Annotated in this window: 17 protein-coding genes and 3 pseudogenes; 8 read left to right on the top strand and 12 right to left on the bottom strand. The window is 67.1% G+C overall.

Going from position 1 to position 16,685, the window contains the following annotated elements; translation table 11 throughout:
- Window positions 1–45: 45 nt before the first annotated feature.
- From artA to LPA44_RS18315, 3 genes and pseudogenes are all read right to left on the bottom strand, one after another.
- Entirely contained in the window at window positions 46–948 is a 903-nt protein-coding gene (gene artA / locus LPA44_RS01955) for an archaeosortase A (protein ID WP_230887907.1), read from the bottom strand.
- A 159-nt stretch (window positions 949–1,107) separates the two neighbouring features.
- Window positions 1,108–1,530 (bottom strand): BGTF surface domain-containing protein, encoded by a 423-nt coding sequence (locus LPA44_RS01950; RefSeq protein WP_330166473.1) that lies wholly within the window; start codon window positions 1,528–1,530, stop codon window positions 1,108–1,110.
- A pseudogene (locus tag LPA44_RS18315) lies at window positions 1,531–1,914 on the bottom strand (DUF7827 domain-containing protein); the annotation flags it as partial.
- A 203-nt stretch (window positions 1,915–2,117) separates the two neighbouring features.
- On the opposite strand from LPA44_RS18315, the gene LPA44_RS01940 reads away from it, so the two are divergent.
- Together LPA44_RS01940 and LPA44_RS01935 are read left to right on the top strand one after the other, a co-directional pair.
- Window positions 2,118–2,240, top strand: a complete 123-nt coding sequence (locus LPA44_RS01940) for an SWIM zinc finger family protein (protein ID WP_230887947.1) — start codon at window positions 2,118–2,120, stop codon at window positions 2,238–2,240.
- Between the two features lie 79 nt (window positions 2,241–2,319).
- The gene (locus LPA44_RS01935) at window positions 2,320–2,619 is read left to right on the top strand and encodes a hypothetical protein (protein ID WP_230887904.1); all 300 of its coding nucleotides are present in this window, start codon (window positions 2,320–2,322) and stop codon (window positions 2,617–2,619) included.
- Window positions 2,620–2,643: 24 nt separating this feature from the next.
- Here the strand turns inward: LPA44_RS01935 and LPA44_RS01930 are convergent.
- Together LPA44_RS01930 and LPA44_RS01925 are read right to left on the bottom strand one after the other, a co-directional pair.
- Window positions 2,644–2,795, bottom strand: a pseudogene (locus LPA44_RS01930) (PadR family transcriptional regulator); the annotation flags it as partial.
- A 267-nt stretch (window positions 2,796–3,062) separates the two neighbouring features.
- Window positions 3,063–4,064: an ATP-binding protein gene (locus tag LPA44_RS01925; RefSeq protein WP_230887903.1), complete on the bottom strand. Its 1,002-nt coding sequence runs from the start codon at window positions 4,062–4,064 to the stop codon at window positions 3,063–3,065.
- 76 nt (window positions 4,065–4,140) lie between these two features.
- Here LPA44_RS01925 and LPA44_RS01920 point away from each other — a divergent pair.
- A pseudogene (locus tag LPA44_RS01920) lies at window positions 4,141–4,605 on the top strand (DUF7382 domain-containing protein).
- Here LPA44_RS01920 and LPA44_RS01915 read toward each other — a convergent pair.
- The 5 genes from LPA44_RS01915 to LPA44_RS01895 all read right to left on the bottom strand — a co-directional run bounded on the left by LPA44_RS01915 (window position 4,602) and on the right by LPA44_RS01895 (window position 8,946).
- Window positions 4,602–5,333 (bottom strand): protein-L-isoaspartate O-methyltransferase family protein, encoded by a 732-nt coding sequence (locus LPA44_RS01915; RefSeq protein ID WP_230887902.1) that lies wholly within the window; start codon window positions 5,331–5,333, stop codon window positions 4,602–4,604. The pseudogene LPA44_RS01920 and the gene LPA44_RS01915 overlap by 4 nt on opposite strands.
- 21 nt (window positions 5,334–5,354) lie before the next feature.
- On the bottom strand, window positions 5,355–6,275 hold the full coding sequence (locus LPA44_RS01910) for a hypothetical protein (RefSeq protein WP_230887901.1): 921 nt from the start codon (window positions 6,273–6,275) through the stop codon (window positions 5,355–5,357).
- A gap of 230 nt (window positions 6,276–6,505) precedes the next feature.
- Window positions 6,506–7,195, bottom strand: coding sequence for a protein-L-isoaspartate(D-aspartate) O-methyltransferase (locus LPA44_RS01905; protein WP_230887900.1), 690 nt, complete (start codon window positions 7,193–7,195; stop codon window positions 6,506–6,508).
- Window positions 7,196–7,213: 18 nt separating this feature from the next.
- Complete coding sequence (locus LPA44_RS01900) at window positions 7,214–7,873, bottom strand: HVO_0476 family zinc finger protein (RefSeq protein WP_230887899.1); 660 nt, start codon at window positions 7,871–7,873, stop codon at window positions 7,214–7,216.
- 128 nt (window positions 7,874–8,001) lie between these two features.
- Complete coding sequence (locus tag LPA44_RS01895; protein WP_230887898.1) at window positions 8,002–8,946, bottom strand: aminopeptidase; 945 nt, start codon at window positions 8,944–8,946, stop codon at window positions 8,002–8,004.
- 123 nt (window positions 8,947–9,069) lie between these two features.
- Here LPA44_RS01895 and LPA44_RS01890 point away from each other — a divergent pair, with 123 nt between their 5' ends.
- Entirely contained in the window at window positions 9,070–10,077 is a 1,008-nt protein-coding gene (locus tag LPA44_RS01890; RefSeq protein ID WP_230887897.1) for a type II glyceraldehyde-3-phosphate dehydrogenase, read from the top strand.
- Window positions 10,078–10,120: 43 nt separating this feature from the next.
- Window positions 10,121–10,504 (top strand): Hsp20/alpha crystallin family protein, encoded by a 384-nt coding sequence (locus LPA44_RS01885; RefSeq protein ID WP_230887896.1) that lies wholly within the window; start codon window positions 10,121–10,123, stop codon window positions 10,502–10,504.
- On the opposite strand, the gene LPA44_RS01880 is transcribed toward LPA44_RS01885, so the two are convergent.
- Complete coding sequence (locus LPA44_RS01880; protein WP_230887895.1) at window positions 10,505–11,356, bottom strand: ATP-grasp domain-containing protein; 852 nt, start codon at window positions 11,354–11,356, stop codon at window positions 10,505–10,507.
- Window positions 11,357–11,459: 103 nt separating this feature from the next.
- On the bottom strand, window positions 11,460–11,990 hold the full coding sequence (locus LPA44_RS01875; RefSeq protein ID WP_230887894.1) for a 50S ribosomal protein L16: 531 nt from the start codon (window positions 11,988–11,990) through the stop codon (window positions 11,460–11,462).
- A 184-nt stretch (window positions 11,991–12,174) separates the two neighbouring features.
- Here LPA44_RS01875 and LPA44_RS01870 point away from each other — a divergent pair, with 184 nt between their 5' ends.
- From LPA44_RS01870 to LPA44_RS01860, 3 genes are all read left to right on the top strand, one after another.
- The gene (locus tag LPA44_RS01870; protein ID WP_230887893.1) at window positions 12,175–13,398 is read left to right on the top strand and encodes a carboxylate--amine ligase; all 1,224 of its coding nucleotides are present in this window, start codon (window positions 12,175–12,177) and stop codon (window positions 13,396–13,398) included.
- A gap of 203 nt (window positions 13,399–13,601) precedes the next feature.
- The gene (locus LPA44_RS01865) at window positions 13,602–14,948 is read left to right on the top strand and encodes an LLM class flavin-dependent oxidoreductase (RefSeq protein ID WP_230887892.1); all 1,347 of its coding nucleotides are present in this window, start codon (window positions 13,602–13,604) and stop codon (window positions 14,946–14,948) included.
- A 50-nt stretch (window positions 14,949–14,998) separates the two neighbouring features.
- Window positions 14,999–16,678 carry a helicase HerA domain-containing protein gene (locus LPA44_RS01860; protein ID WP_230887891.1) on the top strand — a complete coding sequence of 560 codons (1,680 nt, stop codon included), beginning with the start codon at window positions 14,999–15,001 and terminating at the stop codon, window positions 16,676–16,678.
- Window positions 16,679–16,685 lie beyond the last annotated feature (7 nt).

Genomic DNA, 16,685 nt, shown 5'->3' with positions numbered 1-16,685 from the left:
GAACCTCGTTACAAACCATCTATCGAGCCAGTAATTTGGACGGCGTTACTCCGCGAATCGCCGCGTAATCTCGTACTCGTTGCCGGTCGCGATGTACGCAACGTCCTCGACGACGCCGCCGAGCTCCGGGACGATGCGGAGCAGTGCGAACGTCAGCACGACGAGCGCGACGACCGACGCGGACTGCGCGAGCACGCGGTCGGCGAACAGGTACGACACCATGTTGCCGTCGTTCGTCGGGAACAGCACGAACACGAGCGACTCGTAGATGCCGCCGCGGAACCACTGCTTGCCGTGCGCGACGGCGATGAACACCACGCGAATCACGTTCAACCCGTAGATGACGGGGAGCGCGACAGCGAGCGCCTGCATGCGGCGCTTCATCGGGGCTTTCACGGCGAGCGCGAGCCCGCCGACGATGGACATGCTCCCGATGCCCGTGCACGCCATCAGAACGGTCGTCGTGTACCGGTGGCCGGACTCGCCGGTGACGGACTCGCCGGTGAACACGAACTTCGCCAGGTAGCCGTGGTCGCCCTCCACGACCGGCGGGTAGTAGCCGAACTGCGCCATCAGCCACTCGGCCTGCTGGGCGACCGCCTCGATAGCGAACTGGCGAGCCGGCTCGATGGTCTGGAACGGCAGGAACAACAGCCCCATAATCGCAATCGAGCGCGTCAGCGTCACCAGTTGGCGCTTCCCCGTCCCGACGAGGTACGCGGTGTACAGACACGCGGGTACAGCGACCGCGCTCAGCACGCCCTCGATGAGGCTCAAGTGCTCGAAGAAGTAGTACGGCACGAGAAGCCCCCAGAACGCCGCGAACAGCGTCCACGCCGCGACAGCCGCGTACCGGCTGTACTGGCGGTGGTTGGTCTGGAGGATTGCGCTCGTTCCGAACGCCGCGATGACGACCCACGCGAGCGTGTCGGTCAACGCGGATACCATTACCAGACGGGACGGGCGTCCCGAGTATAGGCGTGTTGGTAGTCGGTCGGGTTCACTTGATGCGGCTTCGGTAGCGCTGCCGCTGTCAGGTTTGGTTCGTGAAAGAAAGTGTGGGGTACCGCGTAGTGTGACCGCTTACGAGCGGTCAGTCGTTATTCGTTAGTTCTGGCGGAGAGCCAGCAGGGCAGCACCGAGGACGGCGATGAGCGCGATACCCATGCCGAAGCCGGGGATGCCGCCGCCGGACTCGCCGGACGGTTCCGTAGCCGTAGCGGTCTCGGTGGCCGTAGCGGTGACGGTTGCCGTTGCGGTCTGGGTGGCTTCGACGACAACACCGTCAGCGCTGACGGTGTCACCGAAGCTGCCGCCGGTGAGTCGTGCGGTGAACGTGTCGTTCACGTTGCGCTCGCTGAAGTCGAAGCCGTGGGCGAAGGTGCCGTCAGCCTGGACGGTCACCGTCGGGCCCGTGGTGAAGCGAGACTGGGTGTCGCCGGACGAGCGGACGCGGAGCGTCAGCTCGGTGCCGGGTGCGATTGAGGTTTCACCGGAGATGGTCTGGCCGGATGCGGCTTCGACAGTGATCTAGTCACCATCGTAGGTGAAGCTCTCTTCACGCGTGACCGTCTCGCACTCGTCAGAGACGGACTGAACGTCCTCGCTCTTCTGGAGGAGACGCTGCTCGTTGAGGTTGAACGTCGCGTTATAGACGTCACCGTCAGCGAGGCTGCGGTTGTTCTCCAGACTGTAGCTGCTGGTGTCGGTGACGCTGGAGGTGCTGGCGGCGAGTTCGTAGTCGCCGGCGGCCAACAGCTGCGAGATGTTCGTTTCGCTGTCAGCCCCGTCGATAAGGGACGCGGAGTCCTCGTCACCAGCGGCGGTGACGACGCTGTAGTTTTCGGCGTCAGCGTTGCCGGCCTGGTAGCTGTTGAAGAGGACGCTAATCTGGCCGTCGTCGTTACCGTCGTTGAAGGGGACATTAGTCTAGTAGCCGGCGTCTGCTTCGTTACCGATGACGACCGTGCCGCCGGTTGCGGCTTCGCTGAGGTCGAGAGTGATGTTGACGACGGCCGTATCAAGTCGACCATCTTCGACCCGTAGTAGCGTTTGACGCGCTCGCCGGCGGTGAGCGTGAGGTCGAGCGAACAGAGGAGGATGTTCACGCGGTTGATATCGTCGCCAAGACATGTACCTGCCCGGATTGGGAGTATCGCACACCCGAGGGTGGTTGCAAGCATCTGTGGCGCGTTGACGTCGAAATCAAACCCGATCGTGTTTTGCGGCCGTATGGGTAACTCCCGGAACGGACTTACACGAAGCTTAACTAACAGAACTCCCCGCAAGCTGGTTTCTATTGGATAAAATGAACTTTCCATGCCAGAGCCATCAACCTCTCCGACAGCACTGCCCGGCGAGACCGTTGATTCGCTCGACGGGTGTTCGCCTGCACAGTTACGGCAAGTCGCCAGAAACGCCGAGGACTTCGCCACGTATCGAGACAAAGGATCCGCGGAGACAGCTGCGGAACCCAAAGTTGACAACCGACCGGATGAGGCCCCTGCAAAAGCAACAATCACGGTCAAGGAGATCAACAACCGCTACTACTACTGGCAGTGGCAGGACGGCGAGCACGTCAGCTCAGCGTACAAAGGACCCGTTAATCCGGGCGACTGAAGCCTGATCGCTTACCCGAGATGTTTATTCTACTTGCTCTTCCAGGTCGACGTACTGCTGTTCCCACTCGCGGCGGCCGCGGCTGGTGAGCGTGTGGTAGCTGATGCGCTGGTCGAGTTGGCCTTTATCGATGAGCCCTTGTCGACGAGTGTGTCGAGGTTGGGGTAGAGCCGGCCACGGCTCATCGCTTCCGTTTCCGCCTTGGAGAGCGGCACTGTTGATTCTCGGAACGTGTCGACGGTTTCATCTGTCTCCTCGTAGGCGTCGTCGATGAGCTCTCCGAGGTATCTCCTGCTGCGTGACTGGCCCCTCGTCCCGGCGCGAATCTCGTCTCGGAGTTCTTCGAGCCGGGACTTTGTATCTTCGTCAACCGTCACCTCCCCGGATATACGCTGTTATTGGCTTCTATCCCGCGTAAACGTTTCCACGGCTAGCCGTTCTCTTCACTCGGCCACGCGACTCCCACCCCCGTGTTCCGTCCATCGCTCCCGAATGCGAACCGCACACATCGTCTCGGTCGCGTCGTCGACGACCAGCGCGTCCCCGGTCCTCGACGGCAACTTCGCACCGACCCCTCCCGAGAGGTACGTCGGCCGCATCGCCGCCAACGCGTCAACGTCCCGCTGCGACGTGAGTCGATGCACGACCACCAAATCCGACTGCGAAATCACGGTCTCCGGCAGCGCGCTCGGGCGCTGGGTCGCGAGCACGACGCTCGCGCCGGGTGCACGGCCGCGCGTATACAACGTATCAACAGCAGCTGCGGCCGCGCCGCTCGCGCACGCGTGCGATTCGTCTATCAGTAGCCACGGTAGGTTCCCCGCTCGGTCAACCGCTGCCCGATACCGCCCCGCCGCGACGACCGCCTGCAACGCAGTCGTCTCCAAGCCCGTCCCGTCGAGCACCGCACCGTCCGCGAGCAAGTCCATCGGGGTCGGCGCGTCTGGCGCGAAACACCCCCACGAGTCGGCGAGCTCGAGGTGGTTTGCGGCCGCCCGCCGCGCAGCAGCCGTAGCATCTGCGTCCGCGACCCACGCCCGCATCGCGTCCAGCGTCTCCGCTTCCGTCGCAGCCCGCCAGACGAGCGTCCCCGCGGAACCCGCCGGGTCGAGGTCAAGTAACTCGCACCACGCTCGCGGAGGCAGCGCGCTCGCCCGGACGCGCGGCTCGACGACGGGGACGCCAGCCGCTGCGAGCCCGCCGAACGCGCCCATCGGGTCGACGACCACGGGCGCGACGCCAGTTGTTTCCGCCAATCCTTCGGCGAGCACGCCCAGCGTATACGACTTCCCACTCCCGCGCTTGCCCACGACGATGCCGGCGTGCGGCCCCGCGAAGTCCACGCCGACACGTGCACCGAGGCTCTGGTCCGCGGCGAGATACCGACCGAAGCGCCCGTGCACCCCATCGCCGTCCTCCCCGCTATCGCGTCCAAGCACGTCCATGGCTGCTGTTGCCCGCGGTTTCCCGGATGAACTCCCGTGCGAGGGTTCAAGTGCGGAGGCGCGGCCAACCCGTGGCGTGTTCGACTCCAACCCGCTCCGGCTCGACCAGTTCGCGCGCGACGAGCGCGCCATTGAGGGGCTGCCCGTCCGGCTCGTCATCGCGTTCGTCGTCGGCGTCGCGACACTCAGCGTGATGCTCAGCATGGTCTCGGGCGTCGACACGCTCTCTGTGAGCGAACTCGACGCCAGCCCCGAACCCGACGTCGTCACGCCCGGCGACCAGTCCGTCGACGTGACCGCGGTCGACGCGGACGGCAATCCGGTCGCGGGTGCAACGGTCGTGATAAAAGCAGGGACCGCGGACCTCGACGGTGTCGCGACCGCAACCACGGGTAACGACGGAACCGCGACGCTGGACGTCGACCCGTAGCTCGGCCCGAACCAGGCCGACGGCACGCTCGAAATCTCCGTGAAGCCGCCGTCGGGGTCGGACTACGCCGACCGCCGGAAGAACACCGAGATACTCGTCGTCCGCCACTAGTCCCAGTCGATCCAATCCTGCTCCCAGCCCTTCCGGGATTGGGCTTCCTTGGCCGCGCGCTCGCGGTCCTCGCGGACGGTTCGATTGCGCTCGATGGCGCTTGTCTGCTCGCCGTCGACGAGCAGCGGCGCGAACGCAACGGGGCCGTGGACCGAGACCGTCTCCCGGTCCTCTATCGAGACGAGTCGCTGGTCCGTCGTCCCCTCCGGGTAGACGAGCCGGCCTTCGGTAGCGAGTTGGTCGAGCAACGCCGCGGGCGGGTCGACAGCTGCCGCCTCGACGAGCACGCGGTCGAACGGCGCATACTCGGGGAGGCCGCGCGCGCCGTCCCGGCAGTCCACGAGCACGTTACTGTAGCCGGCGTCTGCGAGGTTCGAGCGCGCATCGTAGACGACGCGGCGGTCGATGTCGACGGCGTGAACGCGCTCCGGACCGACGATTTCCGCGAGCACGGCCGCCGTGTACCCGACGCCCGCACCGACAACGAGCACGTCGTCGCCCTCCTCAGGCGCGAGTGCGTCCACGAGTCGGCCCACGGTAGAGGGCGCGAGCACGCGCGTGCCCTGATGCTCCAGCGACTGGTCGGTGTACGCGCGCCGCCCGCCGTCCACGAACTCGTGGCGGGGCACCTCGCGCATCGCTTGCGCGGTCGATTTCGCCTGGACGGCAGCCTTCGTGTCGTGCTCGAGGCTGTCGACCATCTCCGCCCGGAACGCCGCGAACTCCATACTCGAGAATTGCCGCCCAGCTTATTGAGTGGCGCGCCTGCGGCCGGCGACGAACCGGTAGTCGGTGCCGGGAACGTCGCCCGCGCGGACGTCCGCGAACCCGGCGTCCGCGAACCACTCGCCGACCGCGCCCTCCTCGTAGCAGCCGCCGTGCTCGGTCGTCGCGAGCAACTCCGCAGCAACCGCGGCGTCCGGCGTCCCATTCCGGAACGTGTCGACGTGAATCGCGAGCGCGTTCTCCGCGGCGGCGTCGCTGGCCGCGGACAGCAGCCGGCGGTTGTCGTCCGGGCCGTACTCACGGGCCACGCCCGCGTGGAAGACGATGTCGAACTCGCCGTCCACACCCTCCACGCCCTCTAGCGGGTCGCCGGCGACGAGGTCCACGCGCTCGCGCTCCAGCAGCGGGTCGACGGCGTCCACGACCGCTTGCGTGTCGAGTAGCGTCGCGTCGAACCCACGGCGCGCGAACTCCACCGCGTGCTGGCCCGGGCCGTCCGCGACCACGAGCACGTCGTCCGCATCGGGATGCTCACGCACGGCCGCGGTGACGGCTGCGCGGACGCTGGCATCGTCTTCGCCGGCCCGTGCGCCGAGGCGGTTCCGCGTCCAGTTCCCCGGTCGCTCCGGCACCGCTCCAGTCTGCATCGTCTCCGGGAGGTCGACCAGCGCCTCCACAGTATCGAGTTCGTGTGGCAGCCGCCCGATGGAGCGCACGTCGGTCTTCGTGACGAACCCCAGCATTCGATTCGTCGGCTCCACGCCCTCCTCGACGTCCTCCAGCAAGCCCATGTCGAGGAGGGCGTCCACGGTCACGCGCGCAGCGCGCTCGGTCACGCCCGCCTCGCGTGCGACGTCATCTACTGTGTACGCGTTCGAGACGAGCGCGTCAAGTACGCCCGTCTCCCGGGCCGCCCGCAATAGCAACAGCTCGCGGTAATCCATACTCGGCGTCTCGGCGCCCGCCGGGATAAATTCATTTGCCGGCTTCTCGCCCAACTGCTGTTCGGGTGGACTGAAAGGGGCGGCGCGGTCGCTCGCCGAGGCGACGTAAGCACTGCACCGAACGAGCGTAGCGAGAGAGGGAAGCGCGCAGTGAGCCGCAGGCAGCGAGCGCGTCGGGGCTTTCGAGGTGGCCACAACTACATTTCCTCAAGAATAGCGGTCGGAGCGCCCTACTCGCCGCCCTGCATCCGCACGAACCGCACGGGACCTTCGTCCGACTCAACGAGCCCCCCGTCTTTGTTCTTCTCGGCGCGGACGAGGCGCTGGCTGACGTCGCCAATCGGGCCGACCAGCCGACCGCCATCCCGTACCTGTTCGACGACCGCGTCCGGGAACTCGGACGCAGCACACGTCAGGTACGCAGCGTCGTAGGGCGCGTGCTCGGGCCAGCCGTCGTGCCCGTCACCCTGCCGGACCGACACGCCGCCGGTGCCCGCGCGCTCGAGGTTCTCCCGCGCTTTCTCGGCGAGGTCTTCGAGGTACTCGACGGAGAAAACGTGCTCTGCGCCGACGAGTTCGGCGGTGACCGCAGCGTGGTAGCCACACCCCGTCCCGATTTCGAGGACGCGGTCGCCCTCCCGAAGGTCGAGTTCGCTCGCGATGATCGCGACCACGTGGGGCGCGCTGACCGTTTGGCCCTCCCCGATTGGGAGCGGGCGGTCGTCGTAGGCGGCGTCGCGGTGCTCTACGGGCACGAACTCGTGGCGTGGCACCGCGCGAATCGCGTCCGTGACGCGCTCGGTGACGTTCGGACGCGTGGCGAGCGCGTCCGCGAGTTTGTCGCGTTCGCTCTCGAAGTCATTCCCGGACTCGCCACCAGTCTCGAACTCCTCGTCGGTGTCGGGTTCGTCCTCGGTCATGGGTCCGAATTCAGTGGGTTACCAGGGGGACCAGGCGCCGCTGGTCTCGTCATCGCCGTAGACGCGCTTGACGTCCTTCGCGAACACCATGTCGCCCTCGTCGCCGAGCTTCGGGAATTTGTAACTGTCAATCGCGTTCTCGCGAACGTGGATGCCCGTGATGGTGAACGCTTCCTCGCCGAACTCCTCGGTCTCGCCGACCGTGAATTCGTAGTCCCCGGGGACGTGGACTTCGATGCTCCGGCTACCCTCCTCGCTGTCCTCCTTGGGGTTGATGGTGATGTCGACGCTGACGTTGCCGACCTCTCGCGTCCACACGGTGTCGATGTCGGCGGCGTCGGCGCGCGTCGTGCGGTCCTCCGGCCCGGCTTCGATGCTCGTCACGCGCACCTGCGCGATGACTGCCTCGGTCTCCACGACGAACTCGTCGCCCTCGTAGATGGTCTCCTCCGGGTCGAACTCCGCGGTCCCCGTGAAGGATTCGCCGTCCTGGGAGACGATGACGTCGACGCTGACGGTGGTCTCCTCCTCGACGGGTTCCTTGTGGACGTGGCCGCAGTCGGTACACTTCACGGTCGCGTTCCCGCCACCAGTGGTGAGTACCTCGTGGACGGTTTCGAGGTCCGGCGAACACGACGGACACTCGAAGGGGACGTGCTCCCCGACGTTTTCGCTCATGGTGGCGTATAGCGGCCCCGTACGTAAAAGACCGCGGAGTTAGGGTTTTGAAACTACGGCTAGTTTCCCCCTCCTCGTCAGCCTCGACGACGCTTCCTCGAAAGCCCCGGCGATTGATCACTCGAGGACTATGGACTCGGCAGGTCGACTTCGTCCCCGTCCGCGTAGACCGTGGGCTCCCGGATGATGCCGTCGAGGTGCAGCGGCGCGTCGGTGTCGCCGCCGATGCCGGCGTCGTCGCCGATGGCGATGTGGACCGTCCCCGCGGCCTTCTCGTCGAGGAGGACGCTCCCCACGAGTTCGGTGACGGCGACGTTCGTGCCGATGCCGAGTTCCGCGAGGTTGTAGGCGTCCTGGCCGACTTGCTCGCTGGCGGCCTCGACCTGCTCGCGGACGCCGCGGTCGGAAATCTCCGTCACGAAGCCGTCCTCGACCTCGAAGCGGAGTTGTTCGTCCGCGTCCAGTTTCCCGTGGGGCATCATCGTGCCGTCCACGACGTACGTCCCGTTCGCATTTTCGGGGGAGACGAACACTTCGCCCGCGGGGAGGTTCGAGAAGTTGCCGGGCTCGTGGACGATGCCGGTGTCGTCGCGCCACTCGCGGTCGCCCGGCTCGAACGTGATGTCCGTGCCCGCGGGCGTGGTGACGCGGAGTTCGTCTGCACCCTCCACTTGCGCGAGCACGTCCTCGCAGTGCTGGCGGATGTTCTCGTAGTCGGCGTCGAGGCCGGTCGTGAACACGTCCTCCGTGATGCCGGGGAGGGTCGCGCCGCGAGCGCCGGCGTCGTTGGCGGCCCCGCGAGCGCGCGTGTGACTCAGGCTCTTCGTCGTTGGTGCGAGGAACACGTCCGCGTCCAGCATCGCCGCGGCAACGGGGCTAGGTGGCTCCTCGCCGTGCTGGTCGCCCGGCGGATAGCGGAGGAGCGTCGCGTCCGTAATCTCGCTGGCGACGTCGTACAGTGCTTCGCCAATCGGCTGGCGCTTGTCGTCCGTCACGATGACGCAGGACTCGTCGGCTTCGAGGCCGAGGCACTGTTCGACGGCAGTCTCGGCGGCCGCTCGCAGGTCAGTCATACCGGGTCGTTCTCGCGGCGTCGCGTTAGGTCTTGTTGCTTCGCCGCCGCAGGTGGATTCACTCGCGTCCCGGTAAATCGGTGCTGCGAAACGGTTAACCGCCGTCGCGTGACACTCCCGGGTATGATTCGCGTCGGCATCAACGGCTACGGCACCATCGGGAAGCGCGTCGCGGACGCGGTCCGCGACCAGCCCGACATGGACGTCGTCGGCGTCGCCAAGACCAGCCCGAACTACGAAGCCGAACAGGCAATCGAGCGCGGCTACGACCTCTACGCCGCCATCGAGGACCGCGCGCACAAATTCGCGGACGCCGGCATCGAGACCGCCGGCCTCGTCGACGACCTCGTCGCGCAGAGCGACGTCGTCGTGGACGCCACGCCTTCCGGCATCGGCGCGCAGAACCGCGCGCTCTACGAGGAGTACGACACGCTCGCCATCTACCAGGGCGGCGAGGACGCCGACGTCGCGGACGTCTCGTTCAACGCGCGCTCGAACTACGACGACGCCGTCGGCGCCGACCACGTGCGCGTCGTCTCCTGTAACACGACCGGGCTCTCCCGACTCCTCGCGCCGCTCCGTGAAGCGTACGGCGTCGAGAAGGTGCGCGCGACGCTCGTGCGCCGCGGCGGCGACCCCAGCCAGCCGAACCGCGGCCCCATCAACGACGCGCTCCCGGACCCCATCTCGATTCCGAGCCACCACGGCCCCGACGTCAACACCATCTTCCCCGACCTCGACATCGACACGCTCGGGCTGAAGGTGCCGACGACGCTGATGCACATGCACGCCATCAACGTCACGCTCGCCGCCGAACCCGACGCCGAGGAAGTCCGCGAGCTGCTCGGCGAGCAGTCCCGCATCACGGTCGTCGACGAACACCTCGGCATCGAGGGCACCGGCCAGCTCAAAGAGTGGGCGCTCGACCGCGGCCGCCCCCGCGGCGACCTCTGGGAGAACTGTCTCTGGGGCGAATCCGTCACGACGGAGGGCAGCGACTTCTATTGCTTCCAGGCCATCCACCAGGAGTCCGACGTCGTCCCCGAGAACGTCGACGCGATTCGCGCGGTCACCGACAGCGCCGACGCCGCCGAGTCCGTCGCCACCACCAACGACAGCCTCGGAATCTGAGACAGTCCGAACGCTTTTCCAGCACGCGGCCTAACCTCGGGGTATGAGACGCGACGACCGGGACGACCCATTCGACGACATCTTCCGCGAGATCGAGCGGATGATGGACGAGATGATGGACGGCACGAACGGGTTCGAGGGCGACCAGTCCGGCTTCTCGACGGACACCCACGTCGACGTCCACGAGACCGACGACGAGGTCCGCGTCATCGCCGACCTCCCGGGCGTCGAGAAGGAGGACATCTCCGTGCAGTGCGACGGCGAGCAGGTCACCATCAGCGCGAGCAGCGACCTGCGCGAGTACGACGAACGCATCGGCCTCCCCGGCCCCGTCGACCCGCGCTCGGGGACCGCGAGCTACAACAACGGCATCCTCGAAGTCACCTTCGAGCGCACCGGCGAGTCGACGAACATCGACGTCGAGTAGCTACCGTTCTGCCGTCCGTTCCACGAGCGCCGCCAATCGGTCGTAGAACCCGTCTTCGTACTTCTCCTCGTCGTCGATAGTCGGGCGCGCGTTCGTCTCGTTGACAACCGCACGATTCTCCGTCACGAGCAAATCGACACCGAGGAAGTCCACGTCCAGCGCGGCCGCCGCGTCTACTGCGAGTGCCCGGAGTTTCTCGGGTAATTTGACGCCTGCTGCGTCCGCGCCGCGGTGGACGTTGTGCTTCCAGCCGTCGGGCGCGGCGCGCTGGACGGCACCGACGACCGCACCATCCAAGACCATCACGCGGTAGTCCGCGGCGTCGTAGAGGAACTCCTGAATCAGGTAGGACTTGTCGCCGGTCGCGCGGTAGTCGTGGACCAGTTCGAGGTAGTCGGTCACGCCATCGAGGGAGTCCGCGTCGTGGACTTTCGTGACGCCAACACCGCGCGTCGTGGAGTTCGGCTTCACCACCACGGGCGCGTCGAAGGCCTCGAACGCCGCGCGAACCTCGTCCTCGTCGGCGGGATTCGAGACGTAGACGGTGTCGGGGACGGGCACGCCAGCATCCGCGAGCGTCGCGAGCGCGCCAGCCTTGTTCCGAGAGCGCAGCACGGCCGCGCGGTCGTTCACCCACGGCACGTCGAGGAACGCGTCCACGACGCCGCCCTCCATCAGCCGCCCCGGGAACACGAACCCCGCGTCGAACCGGGTCGGGTCGAACGGCGGGTCAGTGAGGTGGGTGACGTGCTCGCGGACGGAGACGTGTTCGGCGCGAATCCCGCGGTCCGCCAGTGGGTCGCGCATCCGCTCGAACGTCTCCGTGTCGTTGGCAACCGCCAGCCCGAGCATACGCTGGCGTCGTCGCTGTGGGACTAAAAGACGCCGGTCGGCATCGAGAAGCCGCCAGGAAAGCCGTCGCTACGCGTGGGAAAGTCGGAGAGAAGCGGCCGGATTACCGGACCAGCAGTTCTTCGCCGCGCTCGACGTTGATCTTGCACGGCGGCGTGATCTTGTTGTACGCGCGGCGGAACGCTTCCTTGACTTCTTCCGCCTGCTCGACGTCGCAGTACGCCGTCATCAGCTTGTCGCCGGGGTAGATGCGGGCCGCGGTGCCGACCGGGACGCCGAACGCCTGGCGCATCCCGTCGGAGACACGGTCCGCACCCGCGCCGGTCGCCTGCTTGTTCTCCCGGATGATCTGGTGGGGGAACTTGCGGAGCTGCATCTTGTAGTTGCCCTCGCCGAGTTCCTTGATGAGGTGGCGGTTCGCGGAGAGGCGCGCGGCCTCGAGCGAACCGTGGCGGAGCTGACACTCCTCCTCGGGGGCGAGGCTAATCTGGACGGGGTAGTCGTCTCCGTCCGCCTGCAGGTCGCCCATCTGGTGCTGTGCAATCTTCGAGCCCGGAATTCCCGTGACGTAGTCGCGACGGGTGTACGACGGCTTGTCGATTTTCCGGTACATGGAGGCCGGGTTGTCCGACATGGTTACTACTGGAGGCTCACGGCCAGCGCGCGAATAAAGGCTTCGAACCCGCTCCGTCGGCGTGGCCGGCAGTTCCGCCGCTGACGCCCACGAGAAGGCAGGATCGAACGGCCGCCGCTCCCGTATACCGGCGGACGAGGGCGGGAATCACGCCGCTTTAGCCCCAGCACCCACAACTCCGCCCATGGCCTTCCACGAGTTCGACGCCCTCCGCGACGCGCTCGCGGCCGCCGACTTCGACCGACCTCCAGCGTTCGTGGCGAACGCCCACGTCACGGGTGTCTCTGTCGCCCGCGCGCTCGACGCTCACGACGTGCCCGTCGTCGCCCTCGACCGCTCCGGGGACGGCGCTGCACCGCCCTCCAACGCCGTCGACTACTCGGGCCGCGTCATCTACCCGCTCGACGACGAAGCCGGCTTCCGCGAGGACGTCGAGGAACTCGCCGCGCAACTCGACCACGAGCCGGTCGCGTTCGGCTGCATGGACGAGTGGGCGCTCGCGTTCGCCGAAACCGAACCCGAGGGCGTTCGTTTGCCGTTCGCCGACAGCGAGACGATGGACGCCGTCCTCGACAAATCCTCGCTCTACGAGACCTGTGAGGACCTCGGCGTCCCCTACCCCGAGACCTACCGACTCTCGGAGGTCGACCCCGACGAGGTCGCCGCCGAACTCGGCTTCCCCTTAGTCATCAAGCCCGCGCGCAAGCGCGAGTTCGAGGAGGCCGTCGGCACGAACGTCATCGAGGTCGCGGACCGCGAGGAGTACCTGGACATCGTCGAGATGGCCCAGGAGACCGGCATCGAAATCATGGCCCAAGAGAAGGTCCCGGTCGCGCGCGGCGAGGACCACTCGCTGGCCTCCTACGTCCCCGAGAATGGTGACCCGCTCGCAGTCGTCGGGAACGCACGGGTCCGCGCGCCGCTCGGCTACGGCACCTCCTGTGTCGTCGAGCGTGTCGAACGCCCCGAAATACGGGAGCACGCGCTCGCCGTCATCGAGGACGCCGGCTACCACGGCATCAGCGAGGCCGAGTTCGTCTACGACCGCGACCGCGACGAGTTCGTGCTCCTCGACGTCAACACGCGCCCGTGGAAGTGGATTAGCATGCCCGTGCAGGCCGGCGCGAACCTCCCGATGGCCGCCTACGCTGACGTCACCGACGTCGACTACGAGCCCGACCCGACGAAGGACGCGCGCTGGCTCTCCCTGGAGGACTACCTCCCGCTGCTCGCCGGCGGCGACCTCGCGGACGTCCTCGCCACCGACGACTGGGAAGCGCTCGTCTCCGGGGACTTCGAGACCAGCGGCGACCTCACGACCGCCGTCTACCGGCCCAGCGACCCCGCGCCAATCGCGCACCGCCTCGACGTCGAATTCGGCGGCCGCGACTACTACTGCTCCTGCTAACGTTCAAGTACGAAGCCGGGACCAACCCGGTGCGTGTTCTGACCGCTGCCCGGCGTGGTTCCGCGGGAGTGCGACGCGCCGCGCCGGCACCGATTCGTCGCCTGCCAGCCCCGAACTCAGCGAGGGTTGCCGCCGTCAGTGACAACACCACGGGAGCGTCGTGACCGGCCGGCTTAAACGCCACATTCCCCTACGCGGGTGTAATGACCGACCGGATGCGGCTGAACCTCTTCACGATGAACTCCGTGGAGCACGTCTCCGTGGGGTCGTGGCGACTCCCCGGCGACCAGTCCCACCGCTACCACGACCGCGACTACTGGACCGACGTCGCGCGCACGGCCGAGCGCGGCGGCTTCGACGCCGTCTTCTTCGCCGACGTCCGCGGCATCTACGACATCTACGGCGATTCTCGGGAGACGGCCGTCGAGAAGGCCGTCCAGACGCCGTCGAACGACCCCGCGTACCTGATTCCCGCGATGGCCGAAGTCACCGACAACCTCGGGTTCGCCATCACGAAGTCGACGTCGTACAACCACCCCTACCAGCTCGCCCGCGAGTTCTCCACGCTCGACCACGTCACGGACGGCCGCGTCGCGTTCAACATCGTCACCTCCTACCTCGAATCCGCCGCGGACAACCTCGGCTACGACGACCGCATGGACCACGACGAGCGCTACGACCGCGCCGACGAGTTCATGGACGTGCTCTACGCGCTCTTCGAGGACTCCTGGGACGACGACGCGGTCGTCCACGACCGCGACAGCGGCGTCTACACGGACCCCGAGAAGGTCTCGGCTATCGACTACGAGGGCGACTACTTCGACGTGCCCGGCCCGCACGGTGCCGAGCCGTCCCCACAGCGCACGCCCGTCCTCTACCAGGCGGGCTCCTCGGACCGCGGCCGCGAGTTTGCCGCCGAACACGCCGAAGCTGTCTTCGTCAGCCAGCCATCCGTCGAAGCCGTCGAGGACTACGTCGCCGACCTCCGTGAGCGCGCGGCCTCCCACGGCCGCGACCCCGACAGCCTCGCGTTCTTCCCCGGCATCGTCCCCATCGTCGGCGAAACCGAGGCCGTCGCCGAGGCCAAGTACGACGCGTACACGGACGCCATCGACACCGAGGGCGTGCTCGCGCTGCTCTCCGGGTTCGTGGACATGGACCTCTCCGAGCTCGACCCCGACCAGCAGCTCGAACACATCGAGACCGAAGCCATCCAGGGCGTCGTGAACGCGTTCACGTCCAACGACGACCGCGACTGGACGGTCCGCGAGGTCGCGGAATTCGCCGGCCTCGGGACGACCTCGCCCGTGGTCGTCGGGACGCCCGAGCAGGTCGCCGACGAGTTCCAGTACTGGTTCGAGGACGTCGGCCTCGACGGCTTCAACGTCAAGGAGGTCGCCCGTCCCGACAGCCTCCGGGACTTCGTGGACCTCGTCGTCCCCGAGCTCCGTGAGCGTGGCCTGCTCCGCGACGAGTACGAAGGCGAGACGCTCCGCGAGACGACGTTCGGCCGGCGCGGCCTCCCCGACGGCCACCCCGGTAGTCGATAGTCCCGTTTCGAGGACAACGGTTTTCTCCCCGGCTCGTGTGACTTCCAGCGATGGCAGACACCGCAGCGGACGGCGACCAGCAGATTCACGTGGGGGAGACGGACGACGGCGACCGGCTGGAGTTTCCCATCGTGGAGATGCTCACCGGCCGCGGGTTCGTCACCGGGAAATCAGGGAGCGGGAAGTCGAACACGACGAGCGTCGTGGTCGAGGAACTCCTCGAAGCCGGCTACCCCGTGCTCATCGTGGACACGGACGGCGAGTACTACGGCCTCAAAGAGGAGTACGAACTCCTGCACGCGGGTGCCGACGAGGAGTGCGACATCCAGGTGAGCGTCGAGCACGCCGAGAAGCTCGCATACCTCGCCCTCGAGGAGAACGTCCCCATCATTCTGGACGTCTCCGGCTACCTCGACGACGAGGAGGCCGACGACCTGCTCCGGGAGACGGTGCGGCACCTCTTCGCGAAGGAGAAGAAGCTCAAGAAGCCGTTCCTGCTCGTCGTCGAGGAGTGCCACGAGTACATCCCGGAGGGCGGCGGCGTCGGCGAGACTGGGAACCTCCTCATCAAGGTGGGGAAGCGCGGCCGCAAGCACGGTCTCGGCGTCGTCGGCATCAGCCAGCGCCCCGCGGACGTGAAGAAGGACTTCATCACGCAGGCGAACTGGTTGGTGTGGCACCGGCTCACGTGGGAGAACGACACCAAGGTCGTGGGCCGTATCGTCGGCAGCGACTACGCCGACGATGTCGTTGACTTGGGGGACGGCGAGGCGTTCATCCAGACGGACTGGAGCGACGACATGGTCAAGCGCGTGCAGTTCAAGCGCAAGCGCACGTTCGACGCGGGCGCCACTCCGGGCCTCGACGACTTCGAGCGCCCCGACCTGAAGTCCGTCAGCGGGTCGCTGATGGAGGACCTCGGCGACATCACCGACCGCAAGGAACAGGAGCAGAACCGCGTCGCGGAGCTCGAATCGCAACTGGAGAACCGCGAGCAGCGCATCGCCGAATTGGAGTCCGAACTGGAGACCGCGCGCGACGTCTCCGCGGCGGCGCGGAAGATGGCGAACGCACTCGCGCACGGCGACGGCTCCCCGCCCGAGGGCTACCAGGCGACGCTCCAGACGAAGAACGAACAGATCGACCGTCTGGAGGAGCGCATCGACGAACTCGAAGCACGCTTCGAGGACGGCGTCCCAGCGGACCCCACAGAGGGAACCGACGACGAGACGGCGGATGCACCAGCCGAGACGTCGGCCAGCAGTGATACCGACGACGAGACGCGCGACGCGCTCGTGGACGCTGTGCAGGACCGGCTGCGTCGCCGCGGCGAGCGCAGCCAACTCCGCGACGGCAGCGAGGACGCGGACGCGACGCCGGACGAACCCGCAGGCCCGGCGGCCGAGACGGTCGTCGACCTCCTACAGGCACCCCCGGTCGTGACGCGCGTGAACGCGGCGCGCCGCGACTCGAAGTGCAACGACGACGCCGCGTGGCAAATCGTCTCCGCGCTCGCGACGAACCCCGGCGCGAGCGCGCACGACCTCGCAGCCGCAGCGGGCATCGACGTCGAACCCGCCCACACACTGTTACGCGAACTCCGGACCCGCGACCTCGTCGTGCGCGACGACCGCACATACGCGTTCAACGCCGACCGGATGCGCACGCTCGTCGAACACGACGACCCCTCGAAGCCGCGGACGGAACTGCGCGACCAGTGGGAGCCCTGACCGCCGG

This window comes from Halobacterium sp. KA-4 (assembly GCF_021028995.1).
Taxonomy (GTDB): domain Archaea; phylum Halobacteriota; class Halobacteria; order Halobacteriales; family Halobacteriaceae; genus Halobacterium.
Note: the sequence above shows the minus strand (reverse complement) of the source record. Positions and strands in the feature narration are given on the sequence as shown.

Bases quoted from the DNA above. Each gene is read 5' to 3' on its own strand.
- LPA44_RS01910 (WP_230887901.1), bottom strand. From the start codon at position 6,275: ATGGATTACCGCGAGCTGTTGCTATTGCGGGCGGCCCGGGAGACGGGC.
- LPA44_RS01905 (WP_230887900.1), bottom strand. From the start codon at position 7,195: ATGACCGAGGACGAACCCGACACCGACGAGGAGTTCGAGACTGGTGGC.
- LPA44_RS01860 (WP_230887891.1), top strand. From the start codon at position 14,999: ATGGCAGACACCGCAGCGGACGGCGACCAGCAGATTCACGTGGGGGAG.
- LPA44_RS01880 (WP_230887895.1), bottom strand. From the start codon at position 11,356: ATGCTCGGGCTGGCGGTTGCCAACGACACGGAGACGTTCGAGCGGATG.
- LPA44_RS01925 (WP_230887903.1), bottom strand. From the start codon at position 4,064: ATGGACGTGCTTGGACGCGATAGCGGGGAGGACGGCGATGGGGTGCAC.
- LPA44_RS01875 (WP_230887894.1), bottom strand. From the start codon at position 11,990: ATGTCGGACAACCCGGCCTCCATGTACCGGAAAATCGACAAGCCGTCG.
- LPA44_RS01870 (WP_230887893.1), top strand. From the start codon at position 12,175: ATGGCCTTCCACGAGTTCGACGCCCTCCGCGACGCGCTCGCGGCCGCC.
- artA (WP_230887907.1), bottom strand. From the start codon at position 948: ATGGTATCCGCGTTGACCGACACGCTCGCGTGGGTCGTCATCGCGGCG.
- LPA44_RS01885 (WP_230887896.1), top strand. From the start codon at position 10,121: ATGAGACGCGACGACCGGGACGACCCATTCGACGACATCTTCCGCGAG.
- LPA44_RS01895 (WP_230887898.1), bottom strand. From the start codon at position 8,946: ATGACTGACCTGCGAGCGGCCGCCGAGACTGCCGTCGAACAGTGCCTC.
- LPA44_RS01935 (WP_230887904.1), top strand. From the start codon at position 2,320: ATGCCAGAGCCATCAACCTCTCCGACAGCACTGCCCGGCGAGACCGTT.
- LPA44_RS01865 (WP_230887892.1), top strand. From the start codon at position 13,602: ATGACCGACCGGATGCGGCTGAACCTCTTCACGATGAACTCCGTGGAG.
- LPA44_RS01900 (WP_230887899.1), bottom strand. From the start codon at position 7,873: ATGAGCGAAAACGTCGGGGAGCACGTCCCCTTCGAGTGTCCGTCGTGT.
- LPA44_RS01915 (WP_230887902.1), bottom strand. From the start codon at position 5,333: ATGGAGTTCGCGGCGTTCCGGGCGGAGATGGTCGACAGCCTCGAGCAC.
- LPA44_RS01890 (WP_230887897.1), top strand. From the start codon at position 9,070: ATGATTCGCGTCGGCATCAACGGCTACGGCACCATCGGGAAGCGCGTC.